The sequence below is a fragment of the Ruegeria sp. HKCCA0235A genome, from assembly GCF_013033235.1.
In the GTDB taxonomy this organism is placed as follows: Bacteria; Pseudomonadota; Alphaproteobacteria; order Rhodobacterales; family Rhodobacteraceae; genus Ruegeria.
The window spans coordinates 124,448-138,168 of record NZ_WQDQ01000003.1 but is presented as its reverse complement, the minus strand read 5'-3'; the positions used below and the strand labels follow the sequence as shown (position 1 = coordinate 138,168).

Genomic DNA, 13,721 nt, shown 5'->3' with positions numbered 1-13,721 from the left:
GGCATATATTTGGTAAAAAAAAGAGGGGCAGCGCATTTTTGTGATGACTCTTCACAATTAGCTGATTCTCGCTTACTCTCGATAAAGGATTGCCGGCCAGTTTTCTTCAGCCAACTCAATGTATTCTGTCTGATCCTGCTGCCAGATTTCCTCGATCTCGATCGAGTGCGTCAGGTACAGACGACCATCCACGACCTTCCAGGCCTTGGGGTCCGAGCTCTTCAGAACTCCCATCGCCATCGCATATGAACAATACCCGCCGAACTGCGGTGCGAAAGCACGGGGATTGCTTTCGAACAGCTCGCGGTTTTCCTGCGAGGTGAAATGCCACCTCGCCCCTTTCCATACCACGGAATTCTCGGGCATGCCCATGATCGGCGTAGAACCGTCGAAAAAGGACACGGCATCATACCCGGCCAACGCCACCCCTTCGGTGGTGTAGTAAACGGGCCTTTCCTGCGCATACGTGGCAGGCGCCAGAAAAAAGGCGCACAGCGCGCCAAGTGTGGAACGTCGGGTCAGCATTGCCATGTCAGAATCTGAAATCACTGGGGTATCAAGATGCAATTTTTTGCTGCATGCGGAACCCCTGTTGACGTGGATGTGAACGATCTTCACCCAAAAACGGTCAATCGAAAATGTCTTCGATCACATCCCAGGCTTCATCGAACACGCGCGAGAACATGCTCTTTTTCTTCTTTTTTCGCTTGGTCTTCCGCGGAGGGGCATGAGAAACCGCAGATCGCACCGTTTTGGCAGGCGCAGCCTTACGCTTGGGCAGCATCTTCAGATCGTGCAAAGGTGCGCCACAACTGGAACAGCTCAGCTCGTGGCGCTCTTTGCCCCTCAGGACCAGCGCAGCCCGGGTCCCGCAATAGCAGCAGGTCGCAATTTTGGATGGACCGGAAATAACGCTCTCCTTTTTTTGTCAGGGCCGGGATGCATATAAGGCGATTGCCGCCGCATTTGAGACATTCAGCGATCCGAATCCCCCGGCTGCGTCAATTTTCACCAATTGATCCACGGTTTCCTTCGTCTTTTGGCGCAATCCCGGGCCTTCCGCCCCCAGAACAAGTGCGACGGGGCGGTCCCGACCGTCGCTCAGCGCGCCTTCGATCGTTACCTCTGCTTCACCGTCCAACCCAAGGACCAGAAATCCCATATTCTGTAGTTCAACAATTGTGTCGGCCAGGTTGCGCATCCGCAGATAGGGTTGACGCTCCAGCGCGCCGCTGGCGGTTTTTGCCAGGGCCCCAGTCTCGGGCGCGGAATGGTGGCGGGTGCCTATGACGGCACTGGCACCCAGAACTTCGGCCGAGCGTAGAATCGCCCCGACATTGTGCGGGTCCGTAACGCGGTCCAGAAGGATAACGCGTGGATTTTCCCGACCGATGCAATTTTCGGCCAGACCGCCCCAATCCAGCGGCTTTACCTCCAGCGCGGCACCCTGGTGCACCGAGCCTGCATCGATGGGTGCCGTAAACTTGCGCGGATCAGCCATCTCGGGCTCGATACCAGAGAATTCAATCGCTTCCGCCAGTTTGTCCCGCGCGTTGCGCGTTACGATCAAGCGCAGTTTCTGCCGATTGGGGTTCATCAAAGCGTCGCGAACTGCATGCAGACCGAACAGCCAAACGGTTTCAGCAGTCGCGGCCTTGCGTGCCTGTTCCTTTTCAACGACCCATTTGGGTTTCTTCATTTTTCAGGCCTCCGGGCCGGGAATTCGGTTTCCTGCGCCAAAGCGAAATTTTCCTGTTGACGCTCCTTTGGTGCGCTAGTAATCACGCCTCCACGTCAGGTGCAACGCCTGACAGTGGGCGACAGGCCGCAAGGTGTGGCAGGGGACTGTAACTCCCTCGCGGAGACGCACGCCTGGTTCGATTCCAGGGTCGCCCACCATCTTTCCCGTAGAATTCAAAGATGGCCAGAACGCCTTGCCCGTGCGTGCTCACGTGCATGCTTTTGCGCAATAACGGCCGCAAAGACTCGTAAAAGTTGCGAAACCGCGCATCGCCCGCTAGTCTGTTAACGTATTTGCGAGGGACATGTTATGAGACTGCTTTTGGCGGCACTTGCCGTTTGTGTCGCAGGCGCAGCGAATGCGCTGACTATTACATTTGACAATAACTTTCCGAATGATCCTCAAAGCGGGCTGACAACGTTTCAAGGAACCAGCCAAGGTTTCACTTTTGACTATGCACCCGTCTACAACTTTGGAAATCAGATCAACTTGCACGACGACAACGGTGTGCTGTCAACGGTGGTGCAGGCCGTAAACGGGACGAAGTTTACGGCACAATCCGTGGATCTGTCAGGATTGTCGCGCGTGTTCAAGACCGGATCCGGCCCTGCACCCGCACTTGGAACGCAGGCCTACAACCAGTGGCTCAAGGCGGGTACTGCGACAGTTCCAACCCTGACATTTTCGGGGCTTCTGAACGGTGCCACGGTTGCGACGCAGACGTTCGGACCTTCGGCTTTGAACACTTTTGGTTTCTCCAGTGGGTTCACGGCCATTGATCAACTGTTGATCACGCTGAACGTCCCCAACGCGGTCAAACTCCCCTTTGGCCTTGGGTCGAACACCGTTTGGTGCGACCAATGGTGTGGCGAATTCAACGTGGATAATTTGCAGGTTGCACCGGTCCCCCTGCCCGCAAGCGGGCTGCTTTTGTTCGGTGCCGTTCTGGGCCTGTTCGGGTACCGCAGGCTTAAGACAACCTAAGTGCACCCAACATTAAAAAAAGTGGCGCTGATTTGTTTTTCAGCGCCGCTTTTTGTCTCTTAACCAAGAGTTTGGAAGTTTCTATTCCGCCGCCGGGCGCAGTTCCGAGACCTTGTTGAACCACGCCTCGATTGCATTCAGATCCGCCGGAAGGGCTTCCGCTGCACCATCCGCGAAGGTCTGGAATTTCTCTTCGTTCAAACCGTTCACGCCGACCAGAACCGGGATATCCATCGCCAGCGCTTCGCCGATCACGGGGCGGAATCCACGCCCATCGGATTCATGCTTGCCGAATTTGTTGATGATCAGCAATTGGGGCGCGCCCTCCAGCGAGGCAGTCACATATCCCACCGCCTGTTCCAGCGCTGCCGGGTCCAGACGGCAGCCACGCGACTGGGTGCCCAGCGACTGTGAAATGCGGATGGTTTCACCGTCGGGCAGCACGCGCAAGTCCATATCGCATTTGCTGCTGTCGGCACATTCCGTGTTTGTTTGCACGACACCGGCCAGTTTTGCTCCGGACGCCAGCAGGCGGTCCGCAACGGCGCTCAGCAGGCGGTCCGTCGCGCCGCGATCGGTGGTGGTGACATAGGCCAGATGCATCTTGGACCTCTTGTAATTCGTTTGTGACGTTTCAAATAGCACGCAAGGCACCGCCCGGCCACTCCCTCGTTCACGGAAGCGGGGACAGGCCAATCACAGGGGCGTGCAGGTGAAGCAGAACCGCATAGGCGGCCAGCGCGGCCAGCCACACCCCGGGACGCGGCCAGGGACGCGGTGCGCGCAGTGAGAACCGCGCCGTGTTGCGGGACAAGCGGACCCATTCAAAGCCCATTTCCCGCGACTTACGCCGGTCGACAAGGGCCATGCCCATGACCGCGAAACCGGCAAACAGGCCGAACAGAATCACATGTGACAGGCTGCCATTGGCAAGAAGATGTGCCACCGCCCACAGCATCAGCGCGGCAAGGATCGGGTGTCGGGTGGTGCGCAGGATACCGGGCTGTTCTGGGTCAAATGGCCGATTGCCCAGCCCCCCGAACGAAAACGGGTTCTGAATGATCAGCCCCGCAACAGCCAGCCAGCAGACCACCGGCATGATCAGAACCGGCGCCCAGCGCAAAACCGTATATGGCGGGATGACCTCGACATAAGGAGCATTGGCAGCGGCAATGATCAACCACGCCAGGACGGCCAGCGACAGAACCGAATAGACCGTGAAATACCCCCGGCGTCCGAGTGTATCGATCAGCCGTCCGCGTATGGCGGGTCGCACCGGAATCGCGTGGCTGAGAAGGAATGTGACGAGCGCTGCAAGGAATAGGACCCAACCGGTCATGGTGATCTCCGCGTTATTGGGATCGGTCTAGATCAGGACGGCACTGGTATCCTTGTCCAAAATCAAGTTCGGCGCAGGGGCGGTGCATCGCCCCTGCCCTGTTTACAACCCAAGCGCCGCGCGGCGTTCTTCGGCAAACCCCTGCACGATGCGGTCGGCAATCAGCGCCAGAATCGCCATCGCGGCCCCGGCCGAAATGCCAAGCCCCACATCCGCCTGACCCAGCGCCAGATAGATCGACTGCCCCAGACCCGTGGTGCCGATCAATGCGGCGATCACCAGCATCGCAAAGGCATAGAGGATGGTCTGGTTCAACCCCAGCAGGATCGTGGGCGCGGCATAGGGCGCACGCACGTCGCGCATGATCTGCCAGTCGGTCGCACCGCTTGAGATCGCGGCCTCCATCATCTCGTCCGGCGTGTTGACCAGCCCGTGCCGCGTGTAGCGGATCATGGGCACGATCGCATAGGCACAGATTGCCAGAAAGGCCGAGAACTCGCCGATCTGGAACACCATGAGGACCGGGATCAGGAACACGAACAGAGGGATTGTCTGCAACATGTCGCAGATCGGATGGACCACTTTCCACACCGGCTCCCAAATCGCGCTGGCAAGGCCGATCAGGCCGCCGACCACGGCACAGGAAAACACCGCCGCACCGCTCAGGTAAAGCGACAAGAGCGCTCTCTCCCACAGGCCCGAAACGAGGATGGTGCAAAGCAGCCCCACGCACAGCGCCGCCAGACGCCAGCCCCCCGCGACCCAGCCCAGAGCAGCGGCGCCGGTCAGGACAAAGGGCCACGGCAGGTTGGCAATGCCGGTTTCCAGCATTCCAATCAGGATCAGTACGATCAGACCACCCGTCAGCCGCCCACGCCATGCCATCAACAGCGCGATCCCGGCACCTGCGGCAAACAGGCCAAAGCTCATGCCCGCCGTCCACTGGAAGCCCCAGGTGAAGGGCAGGACCGCCTGATCCAGACCGATCCGCAAAGGCAGCAGCACATAGAACAGTGAGTTGTTCTTGAGCGCATCCAACCATGGGCCATTGGCCTGAGTGAACGCGGTCAGGCCGCTGTCCACGGCCTCGGCCATCGGATCCAGCAAGGTCAGTTCGGATGGGTTCGGCAACCACGCCCAGAAGGCGGCGGTGAAGACCACGGCGAAACCCAACATCGCCCAGACAACCCGGCTGTCATAACGTTTGCGCTCGGTCGCCAAGGTGCCGCTCATGCGATCTATGACGACGGCAAAGACCACGATGACCAGACCCGCCATCAGAGACTCCCCGAACTGCGCCTTGCGCATGGTCAGCAGAACCTCCCAGCCGATATCGTTGAACCCGCCGATGACGGCGGCAATGATGACCATGGACAAGGCCGCCATCAGACACTGATTCACACCGACCATGATCTGCGTGGTGGCGGCGGGAATTTCGACCTGAAACAGTTGCTGAAACCGCGTGCCTCCGGACATGATGGCGGCCTCTTTGATCTCGGGCTCGACCCGTTCCAGCCCCAGCATCACGTTGCGCGCCATGGGCGGCGCGGCATAGATGGCCGAGGCGATCAGACCGACGACGGGGCCAAAGCCAAAAAGCAGCAACAGCGGTGTCAGATACGCAAAAGTCGGCACCGTCTGCATGACATCCAGAACCGCCTGGACGAAGGATTTCACCCGCGGCACCTCGTTGGCGAGGATGCCTATGCCACCACCCAAAATCAACGCCACCGGAACGGATACTGCGACCAAGGCCAGAGTGTTCATGCTCTCAGCCCAGTAACCCGACGCCAGGACAAAGCTAAGGCCCAGAAAGCCCAGCGCCGCCATGGGCAAACCGCCCAAGTACCAGCCCAGCGCGGTCACGATCCCGATCAGAATGGGCCATGGCGTATTGCCAAGAACGAAATTCGCCCAGTTCATCGGATAGGTCATCATATCCGAGAACAACCGCATCGCCGGTTTGATCAGGTTCAGAAACCAATCCAGAAACGCGCCCACCCATTGGGTTGCAGGCAGTTCCCACGCGGCGGGCCATTTGACCAGCCATGGGGCGATGCCCTCGAGTGCAAGGCAAACCGCACCGACGACAACCGTAATCAGGGCGGCCTTGGCGCCCGCCGTCAGCCGCGCGCCGTGCTGCGTCGGAACCTCAGTTAAGGCGGTCATGTTTCGTCCACCTGAAGCGCGGCAGCCAGATCGGACGGGTGCACCGTGCCAACGACATAGCCATCGGCATCCCGCACCGGCACGGGTTCATATAGTTCCATGCAATGGGCCAGGGCCGCGTCCAGTGTCATCGACGTAGTCAGGCCGGGATCATCCGGGCCACACTCTGCCTCGTTTCGCATGACCGAGGCGACTTTGGCATGCTGCCCCTTGGCGACATCCTTCGAGAATTCGCGCACATAGTCATCGACGGGTCGCAGGACGATATCCGTGGGCGTGCCGATCTGCACGATCTTGCCATCCCGCATGATGGCGATGCGGTCTGCCAGCTTCAGCGCTTCCTGAATATCGTGCGTGATGAAGACGATGGATTTCTTCAACGTCGCTTGAATGCGCAGGAATTCATCCTGCAACTGGCGACGGATCAGTGGATCAAGCGCCGAGAACGGTTCGTCCAGAAACCAGATGTCAGGGTTTACGGCAAGACTGCGGGCGATACCCACCCGCTGCCGCTGCCCGCCGGAAAGCTGTCGCGGGAAGCTGTCTTCGCGCCCTTCCAGACCAACCAGCGAAATCACTTCCTGCGCGCGGTCCAGCCGTTCCTTTTTGCCAACGCCCTGAACGCGCAGAGGATATGCGACGTTTTCAGCTACGGTCATGTGGGGGAACAGGCCGAAATGCTGGAACACCATGCCCAGTTTTTTCCGGCGCAGCTCGGTCAGGGCCTTTTTCGAGGCGCCTATGACATTCTCGCCATCCACCCGAATTTCACCACCCGTGCCGGGCAGCAGTTGCGAGATACAGCGGATCAGCGTGGATTTGCCCGAGCCCGACAGGCCCATGATGACGAACAATTCGCCTTCCCTGACCTCGAAATTGGCATCTTGAACCGCCGGAATGAACCCGTTTTCCCGCAGGTCTGCGGCGGCCTTGTCAGCGTCATTCCCTGACCGAGACAGCGCGTCGGTCAGGGCTTTGTCAGCGCCCGGGCCAAAGACCTGCCAGAGATTCCGGCAGGCAATGGCTGGCATAGTCGTGTCAGTCACCTAAGTGGCTCACTTGGTCGCCGCGTCGACAACAGGACGCCATTTGTCTTCGTTCTCGGCCATCCATGCGGCGACAACTTCTTCGACCTGGCCGCCGTCGACATCAATCGCGCCCATCATCGGCTGCTGGTCTTCGACCGCCAGTTGATAGTTGGACAGGATTTCATAGGCGGCGGGCCACTTTTCTTCCATGCCGCTCCAGCCGGCTTTGAAGATGCGAGATGGTGAAAAGTCGCAATCGTTTACCGCTTTCGGGTTCGGACCCCACGCCGGATCGTTAAAGCATGCCTCTTCGCCTGCGGGCAGTTCAACGAACTGCACGTCATAGGCAGACATCGCCCAGTGCGGCTGCCAGAATGTGATCAGCAGCGGCGATTTACGCTCGGTCGATGCGCGAAGTTCAGCGATCAATGCGCCTTCGGAACCGGCGGGGACAGCCTTGAACGGCAGCTCAAGGCCGGCCATGCGATCCGCACCAGGTGTGCCCCAGTCGGCCGGATAGTCGACCAGACGGCCACCGGGCAGAGTTTCCGCCGTGGCAAAAACCTGCGCGCAGTCTTTCAGCGCTTCCCACGCAGGCAAGCCGGGGCATAGATCAGCGACATGCGCCGGGTATGCGATACCTTCCTTGGCATCCAGGCCAAGATCGCCGATTTCGACAACCGTGCCTTCCTCGATCTTCTTGGCATATTCATCCGAAACATTGGACGACCAGATTTCAAGCGTCGCGTCGATGTCTCCATCGGCCAGCGCCTGGAACTGGTTCATCATGCCGGCGGTCACATATTCTACGTTATAACCAGCGGCCTTGAGCATTTCACCCGCCACATGCGTGGTTACGTGCTGACCGGTCCATTCGTTGATCGCCAGTTTGATCGGCTCGTCCACGGCCCCCATATCCGCCGCTTGCGCCGCACCGGCAACGGTTAGGGCCATAAGGCTTACACTCAGTTTTTTCATGGATTTTCTCCCTGTCTTATTTGTTTTGCCCACCCCGGCAGGGGTTTCCCGCCGGTATCTTTGTCTGATGACAATACCATGCCGCAACATGCACAAATTTGGTCGGAAAAGGAAAGTGATCAGTTTGTAACAGCGCAGCTTTCTTGCCGCTGATGCGTAGATTTTCCCCCGCAGGCGCCGCAAGGGCCCCTGCCCGACCCGCCAATATCCTCCGCCCCGGGGCACGGAATGTTGACTGACGAGTCAATCACAAACCGTTTTGAACCCGTTTGTCGAGGATTTCTTTGACAGTTCAGTGTTTTTTCTTGTTCGGGCCGAGTTTCATTTCCGGTCGGGTGGCTTTCGAACACCGAAAATTCCCATTGCAAAAGGAAGGCAAAACAAAACACTCTTCCTAAGATAGCTTTGAGGTTGGGTTTATGCGTTCATTTGACGAGATCTTTGATATTGCCGCCTCTCGCCACGGTGGGGTCGAAGCCTTTGAAGCACAGCTGACCAAGCCCAAAAGCCACGAAGAACTGGCGGCAATGCCCGACGACCGGTGGCTATCGATCATCACGAAATGCGTCTTTCAGGCCGGTTTCAACTGGAAGGTCATCGAAAACAAATGGGATGGATTCGAGGCCGCCTTTGACGGTTTCGATGTGGGCCGGTGTGCGTTCATGGATGATGAAAAGTTCGATTCCCTGCTGCAAGACACACGCATTGTCCGCAATGGAACCAAGATCGCAGCAGTGCGGGACAACGCGGCGTTCCTTTTGGAACTGCGCGACGAAGGCGGCGCGGGCCAGGTTCTGGGGGGCTGGCCCTCTGATGACTATGTCAGCCTTCTTGCCATGCTGGCCAAACGCGGGTCTCGTCTTGGCGGGGCTTCGGCGCAATATGCGATGCGTTTTGCGGGCCGCGACAGTTTCATTCTGTCGCGGGACGTCACCGCCCGTCTGATCGCCGAAGGTGTGATCGACAAACCCGCCACGTCGAAAAAAGCCATGGCGGCGGTGCAACGGGCCTTCAATTCCTGGATGGATCAATCCGGGCGGTCTTTGACGGAAATCAGCCGGGTTCTGGCCATGAGCCTGTGAAAACGGTTTGAGGATCGCAAGCAGAGGACTAGGATTCACCTCATGGTTCTGCGCGTATTCCTGTGTGCTCTTTTATTGCTGTCCTCTTGCGGCCGTCCATTGACAAAGCAAGAGCGCAACTTTGCGGATGCCATTCAGGGCGAAACCCTGAATCTTGACAGCGTGCGATTGGTCCAAGGTGCGCCGGTTGCCAATGTGACGTATTTCCGCGAAGAGCGGCCACGTCTGGCCTGTCGCGAGCGCATCCTTCCTCCGGTAGAGCCCGGGCCCGTGACCGGCAGGCCCGCGGCCGTGGCCCTGTTCAACAAAGTCTACTTTGCGCGCGATTGGTATCTTGAAGACTACATGTCCGATTTTCCGGATCAGATGAATCTGGTGGCCGCGATGCTGCTGGCCCATGAACTGACGCATGTCTGGCAGTGGCAGAATCGCCGGACCACCGGTTATCACCCGTTGCGAGCAGCGGCGGAACATGGTGGGCGCAGCGACCCGTATCTTTTTGACCTCGAAACCTCGCCGGACTTCTTGTCCTACGGGTTTGAACAGCAGGGCGCCATCGTCGAGGAATACGTTTGCTGCCGTGCGCTGGACCCTCAGGCCACCCGAACCAAACGGCTGCACAGGATGCTGAGCGCGCATTTTGATCTGTCCCCGCTTCCGCAAAAAGGGCGAGAGCGCGCAATCCTGCTTCCCTGGAGCGAGGCCGAGATCGACGGGATTTGCAGCGGAACCTAATTCTGCTGCAAGGTCTCCAAGTAGGCTACCAGATCCACGATGGGCTGGCTCGTCAGAATTGGCTGACCCTGCGGCGTTTTCATGGATGTGTCCTGCCCGTCAAAATAAGGACCATAAACCGGCATTGGGCTACCATGGCTGACCAGCGGATCCCGACCATCAATGCGGGAGACAACGCGGGCAGTCGGGAACACGCCCTCTTCGTTGGACAAAGCGGTCAGATCGCTCGGTTGAACCACCAGCACGGCTGCCATCGGACCTTGGCCCATTGCATCGATTCCGTGGCAGGTCGCGCAATGGTGCATATAGAGTTCCTCTCCGGTCTTCGCGTCCTGAGCCCAGGCGGCCTGCGAGGCAGCAGCCGAAACCCCAAGAACCATTACACTGATTGTTGCCTTGAACATCGTATCCTCCTGCCTGGATTGGCATTTGCAGGGTTGCCCGATGACCGTCTTGGCGCAATGATCCAGATCAACGAAAAAGGTACAGAGGTTTCGGGCAATGACACAATACGCCGCCATCATGCTGGCAGCCGGATTTGGAATTCCGATCCTGGCCGCGCTCAACGCGGCGCTGGGAAAAGTCATCGGGTCGCCAACTGCGGCAGCCGTTGTGCTGTTTGCGATCGCCTTCATCGCCTCGGCCTTGGTCATGGCGCTGTTTCCCGGATTTGCGGCCTTGTCCAAGATTGCCAATGCGCCGAAACACCTGTTGCTTGCAGGTGTCCTGATTGCGTTCTATGTCCTGTCGATCACCCATGTCGCACCACATTTTGGGGTGGGCAATGCCGTGTTCTTTGTGCTGCTCGGGCAATTGATCAGCGCTGCGGCCATCGACCATTTCGGCCTGTTCGGCGCACAGGTCGAACCGCTTACGCTTATGCGGATGGGCGGGATCGCCGTCATGGCCATTGGCGTTGCGATCACTCAACTGGCCTGAGCACCCCGCCCTCAAGCCGGACCATCCGGTCCATGCGCGCCGCAAGGTCAAGATTGTGCGTTGCTATCAACGCCGACAACCCTTCGTCCCGCACCAGCTTCATCAGTGTATCAAAGACCTGATCCGAGGTTTCGGGGTCCAGATTACCCGTCGGTTCATCCGCCAACAAAACACGGGGCGCATTCGCCAAGGCCCGGCAAAAGGCCACCCGCTGCTGTTCCCCACCTGAGAGTGCGGCGGGGCGATGGCTGGCGCGTGCGGCCACACCGACACGGTCCAACAGATCCAGCGCTCGGGCCTGTGCGGCCTTGTCCGGCACACCATTGGCCAGTTGCGGCAGGGTGATGTTTTCCAATGCCGTGAATTCCGGCAGCAAGTGGTGGAATTGATACACGAACCCGACATCCTGCCGACGCAGTGCGGTTCTGGTCCGGTCGCCCTCGCCCGATACGTTCTGCCCGCCAATTTCGACGGTTCCTTCGTCGGGCATGTCCAGCAGACCGGCGATATGCAGAAGCGTTGATTTACCTGCCCCAGAGGGCGCGACCATCGCTACGGCCTCACCCGCGCGCAGATCCAGATCAACTCCGCGCAAGACCTGCACCTCGCCCGGTTTGCCTTTCAGATAGGTCTTGGTCAGACCTTTCAGACGCAATGTGACATCATTCATAGCGCAACGCCTCGACCGGGTTCAGCCGCGCCGCTCGACGGGCAGGGAAATAGGTGACGACAAAGGACAGGCCAAGCGACAGGCCGATCGCCTTGAGCACATCGCTCAGGTGCAGCTCGGCGGGCAAGGCATAGATGCCCCGGATCGACGGATCCCAGACGCCACCGCCCATCACGTAATTCACGAAGGAAAAGATCGGATCGATATAGATCGCAAAAAGGCATCCCAGGATGACCCCCATTGCCGTACCGATCAGTCCGGTAAAAGCGCCGCAGATGAAAAACACACGCAGAACCGACCCTTCGCTCAGGCCGATGGTGCGCAGGATGCCGATGTCGCGGCCCTTGTTCTTGACCAGCATGATCAGGCCCGAAACAATATTCATCGCGGCGATCAGAACGAGGATCGAAAGGATGATGAACATCACGTTGTCTTCAACTTCCAATGCCCGCAGGAACCCACCGGATGCATCCTGCCAGGTCCATATCTGGCTGCGCTCGCCCGAGGCCTCGAGAATCGAAATCAGGATCGGGCCCAGGTCTTCGGGGTTGTCCACCATCACTTCGATTTCATCGGCCACACCTTCGCGATTGAAGAAACCCTGCGCCTGCGAAAACGGCATGTAGACGCGCGTGCGGTCGATGTCATAGCGCCCGGCCGAGAACACATAGACAACGCGATAGGCATTCACGCGGGGCGACGTACCGAAGGCGGTTTTGACGCCGTTGGGCGACGTCAACTTGACGACATCCCCGACCGTTGCCCCGATGCTGCGCGCCACGCCTGAACCAATTGCGATGACATCCTCACCCGCCTGGAATTCAGACAAGTCCCCCACAGCCTGCTCTGCCTGGGCAATTCCGGGCAGATCACGCAGATCGTCGGGTCGGATTCCAAACACTTCAACCCCGCTGCTGCGGTCGCGGTTGGTGATCAGCACCTGCCCCTTCACCAAAGGAGCCGCGCGTTGAACTCCGGGCACTTGTGCGATCCGGGCCGCGCGCTCTTCGTAGTCGGCGATTGTGCGATCCACCCGCCCCTGCGCGTCAATCTCGCCTGACGAATAGACCGTTACATGCGCGTTGGCGCCCAGGATGGTGCCGACGAATTCGGAACGGAAGCCGGACCGGACCGCCAGTGTCGCGATCAGGGCAAACACTGCCAATGTGATCCCGATCAGAGAAATCCAGGTCATCACACTGACGCCGCCCTCGGCCCTGCGGGCCCGCAGATAACGCCATGCGATTTTCCATTCAAAAGGGGCAAAGGGCGGGGGTGTGTTGGCCATGCCTGCTCCGGGGTGTTCATGTTCGCGGGGACAGTTTCGGCATTTCACCCGATGGTCAAGCCGGTTGTCGCTTTGAACCCGTTCCTCAGCCTGAACGAGCCGAATCAATCCGGTTGCCCAGCACGGCGACTGGGCCAAACGGATGACTTGGAAATCTGCTGCTACACCATGAGTTGTGAAGCGCATCACAGACAAACCGGTATTGTTTCATGTATGAAGTTAATCATCGCGCTTTGTGAGCTCCTGAATCGAAAAAGCAACAATGGGCGCGAAATTTTATTACACTTTTTGATTATTTTCAGAAACTTTGTCACCCTGTATGTGGGGGAACACATTTAAGGAGCGGGGGTCGCTCAATGAATTTTCAAATTTCAACCAACGGTGCGGGGGTTATTCCGTCTCGCCAAGCATCAAAAGAACTGGATTGTGAAACAGCGGCGCTGCTGCGTGCGGCCATTCGGCCGATCTTTGCCAGCGCGGCAAGCTGGGGCAACTTGACGGATATCCTGAAAGACAAAGGGTACCGTCTGGTTTTCCGGCAAGGGCGTCTGTGTATCACGGATCGCACTACGGACGCGCGGGTTTGCGGGTTGCGGTTTCTAGGTCTTGAGTTTCGCGACCTGGTCAACCGGCTGGGCCGTCCGATCGTGGTCGCACGCGGCGATGGCGCCAACGGAGATATCCTTGCAACGCGCCCGACGGCAGACCAAGACTGACGTCTCAACCGATCGAATTGGTCAGTTCACATTTGGTGGCCAAGCCAATCGC

Annotated in this window: 16 protein-coding genes and 1 tRNA gene; 6 read left to right on the top strand and 11 right to left on the bottom strand. The window is 58.7% G+C overall.

Annotation, left to right across the window (positions count from 1 at the left end; all coding sequences use genetic code 11):
• Positions 1–72: 72 nt before the first annotated feature.
• The 3 genes from GOW56_RS06765 to rlmB form a co-directional block, all read right to left on the bottom strand.
• A complete protein-coding gene (locus tag GOW56_RS06765; protein WP_171205404.1) occupies positions 73–531 on the bottom strand; it encodes a YHS domain-containing (seleno)protein in 459 nt (152 codons plus the stop codon).
• Between the two features lie 97 nt (positions 532–628).
• Positions 629–910 carry a hypothetical protein gene (locus tag GOW56_RS21765; RefSeq protein WP_371807886.1) on the bottom strand — a complete coding sequence of 94 codons (282 nt, stop codon included), beginning with the start codon at positions 908–910 and terminating at the stop codon, positions 629–631.
• A gap of 18 nt (positions 911–928) precedes the next feature.
• The gene (rlmB, locus tag GOW56_RS06760; protein WP_171205403.1) at positions 929–1,699 is read right to left on the bottom strand and encodes a 23S rRNA (guanosine(2251)-2'-O)-methyltransferase RlmB; all 771 of its coding nucleotides are present in this window, start codon (positions 1,697–1,699) and stop codon (positions 929–931) included.
• Between the two features lie 116 nt (positions 1,700–1,815).
• Between rlmB and GOW56_RS06755 the strand changes: the two genes are divergently transcribed.
• Positions 1,816–1,899, top strand: a tRNA-Tyr gene (locus GOW56_RS06755).
• Positions 1,900–2,050: 151 nt separating this feature from the next.
• Positions 2,051–2,725, top strand: coding sequence for a hypothetical protein (locus tag GOW56_RS06750; protein WP_171205402.1), 675 nt, complete (start codon positions 2,051–2,053; stop codon positions 2,723–2,725).
• A gap of 81 nt (positions 2,726–2,806) precedes the next feature.
• Here the strand turns inward: GOW56_RS06750 and GOW56_RS06745 are convergent, their stop codons facing one another.
• The 5 genes from GOW56_RS06745 to GOW56_RS06725 form a co-directional block, all read right to left on the bottom strand.
• Positions 2,807–3,328, bottom strand: coding sequence for a DUF2478 domain-containing protein (locus tag GOW56_RS06745; RefSeq protein ID WP_171205401.1), 522 nt, complete (start codon positions 3,326–3,328; stop codon positions 2,807–2,809).
• A 70-nt stretch (positions 3,329–3,398) separates the two neighbouring features.
• Positions 3,399–4,064 (bottom strand): NnrU family protein, encoded by a 666-nt coding sequence (locus GOW56_RS06740; RefSeq protein ID WP_171205400.1) that lies wholly within the window; start codon positions 4,062–4,064, stop codon positions 3,399–3,401.
• A 102-nt stretch (positions 4,065–4,166) separates the two neighbouring features.
• Positions 4,167–6,233 carry a proline/glycine betaine ABC transporter permease gene (locus GOW56_RS06735; RefSeq protein WP_171205399.1) on the bottom strand — a complete coding sequence of 689 codons (2,067 nt, stop codon included), beginning with the start codon at positions 6,231–6,233 and terminating at the stop codon, positions 4,167–4,169.
• Positions 6,230–7,279, bottom strand: coding sequence for a betaine/proline/choline family ABC transporter ATP-binding protein (locus tag GOW56_RS06730; RefSeq protein WP_171205398.1), 1,050 nt, complete (start codon positions 7,277–7,279; stop codon positions 6,230–6,232). Before GOW56_RS06730 ends, GOW56_RS06735 begins: the two co-directional genes overlap by 4 nt.
• A 9-nt stretch (positions 7,280–7,288) precedes the next feature.
• Positions 7,289–8,239, bottom strand: a complete 951-nt coding sequence (locus GOW56_RS06725; protein WP_171205397.1) for an ABC transporter substrate-binding protein — start codon at positions 8,237–8,239, stop codon at positions 7,289–7,291.
• 419 nt (positions 8,240–8,658) lie between these two features.
• Here GOW56_RS06725 and GOW56_RS06720 point away from each other — a divergent pair, with 419 nt between their 5' ends.
• Both GOW56_RS06720 and GOW56_RS06715 read left to right on the top strand, forming a co-directional pair.
• Positions 8,659–9,321 (top strand): DNA-3-methyladenine glycosylase I, encoded by a 663-nt coding sequence (locus tag GOW56_RS06720; protein WP_171205396.1) that lies wholly within the window; start codon positions 8,659–8,661, stop codon positions 9,319–9,321.
• A gap of 42 nt (positions 9,322–9,363) precedes the next feature.
• Entirely contained in the window at positions 9,364–10,056 is a 693-nt protein-coding gene (locus GOW56_RS06715; protein WP_171205395.1) for a hypothetical protein, read from the top strand.
• On the opposite strand, the gene GOW56_RS06710 is transcribed toward GOW56_RS06715, so the two are convergent.
• Positions 10,053–10,460: a cytochrome c gene (locus tag GOW56_RS06710; RefSeq protein ID WP_171167173.1), complete on the bottom strand. Its 408-nt coding sequence runs from the start codon at positions 10,458–10,460 to the stop codon at positions 10,053–10,055. The two genes, GOW56_RS06715 and GOW56_RS06710, sit on opposite strands and share 4 nt — an antisense overlap.
• Before the next feature lie 97 nt (positions 10,461–10,557).
• On the opposite strand from GOW56_RS06710, the gene GOW56_RS06705 reads away from it, so the two are divergent.
• Positions 10,558–10,995 (top strand): DMT family transporter, encoded by a 438-nt coding sequence (locus tag GOW56_RS06705; protein WP_171205394.1) that lies wholly within the window; start codon positions 10,558–10,560, stop codon positions 10,993–10,995.
• Here GOW56_RS06705 and GOW56_RS06700 read toward each other — a convergent pair.
• A complete protein-coding gene (locus GOW56_RS06700) occupies positions 10,979–11,665 on the bottom strand; it encodes an ABC transporter ATP-binding protein (protein ID WP_171205393.1) in 687 nt (228 codons plus the stop codon). The genes GOW56_RS06705 and GOW56_RS06700 overlap by 17 nt on opposite strands.
• Positions 11,658–12,953: a lipoprotein-releasing ABC transporter permease subunit gene (locus tag GOW56_RS06695; protein ID WP_171205392.1), complete on the bottom strand. Its 1,296-nt coding sequence runs from the start codon at positions 12,951–12,953 to the stop codon at positions 11,658–11,660. Before GOW56_RS06695 ends, GOW56_RS06700 begins: the two co-directional genes overlap by 8 nt.
• A gap of 356 nt (positions 12,954–13,309) precedes the next feature.
• Here GOW56_RS06695 and GOW56_RS06685 point away from each other — a divergent pair, with 356 nt between their 5' ends.
• Positions 13,310–13,669, top strand: a complete 360-nt coding sequence (locus GOW56_RS06685) for a hypothetical protein (protein ID WP_152458705.1) — start codon at positions 13,310–13,312, stop codon at positions 13,667–13,669.
• Positions 13,670–13,721: the final 52 nt, after the last annotated feature.

Excerpts from the sequence above, each read along its gene's own strand:
- GOW56_RS06765 (WP_171205404.1), bottom strand. The coding sequence starts at position 531 with ATGGCAATGCTGACCCGACGTTCCACACTTGGCGCGCTGTGCGCCTTT.
- rlmB (WP_171205403.1), bottom strand. The coding sequence starts at position 1,699 with ATGAAGAAACCCAAATGGGTCGTTGAAAAGGAACAGGCACGCAAGGCC.
- GOW56_RS06750 (WP_171205402.1), top strand. The coding sequence starts at position 2,051 with ATGAGACTGCTTTTGGCGGCACTTGCCGTTTGTGTCGCAGGCGCAGCG.
- GOW56_RS06745 (WP_171205401.1), bottom strand. The coding sequence starts at position 3,328 with ATGCATCTGGCCTATGTCACCACCACCGATCGCGGCGCGACGGACCGC.
- GOW56_RS06740 (WP_171205400.1), bottom strand. The coding sequence starts at position 4,064 with ATGACCGGTTGGGTCCTATTCCTTGCAGCGCTCGTCACATTCCTTCTC.
- GOW56_RS06735 (WP_171205399.1), bottom strand. The coding sequence starts at position 6,233 with ATGACCGCCTTAACTGAGGTTCCGACGCAGCACGGCGCGCGGCTGACG.
- GOW56_RS06725 (WP_171205397.1), bottom strand. The coding sequence starts at position 8,239 with ATGAAAAAACTGAGTGTAAGCCTTATGGCCCTAACCGTTGCCGGTGCG.
- GOW56_RS06720 (WP_171205396.1), top strand. The coding sequence starts at position 8,659 with ATGCGTTCATTTGACGAGATCTTTGATATTGCCGCCTCTCGCCACGGT.
- GOW56_RS06715 (WP_171205395.1), top strand. The coding sequence starts at position 9,364 with ATGGTTCTGCGCGTATTCCTGTGTGCTCTTTTATTGCTGTCCTCTTGC.
- GOW56_RS06710 (WP_171167173.1), bottom strand. The coding sequence starts at position 10,460 with ATGTTCAAGGCAACAATCAGTGTAATGGTTCTTGGGGTTTCGGCTGCT.
- GOW56_RS06705 (WP_171205394.1), top strand. The coding sequence starts at position 10,558 with ATGACACAATACGCCGCCATCATGCTGGCAGCCGGATTTGGAATTCCG.
- GOW56_RS06700 (WP_171205393.1), bottom strand. The coding sequence starts at position 11,665 with ATGAATGATGTCACATTGCGTCTGAAAGGTCTGACCAAGACCTATCTG.
- GOW56_RS06695 (WP_171205392.1), bottom strand. The coding sequence starts at position 12,953 with ATGGCCAACACACCCCCGCCCTTTGCCCCTTTTGAATGGAAAATCGCA.
- GOW56_RS06685 (WP_152458705.1), top strand. The coding sequence starts at position 13,310 with ATGAATTTTCAAATTTCAACCAACGGTGCGGGGGTTATTCCGTCTCGC.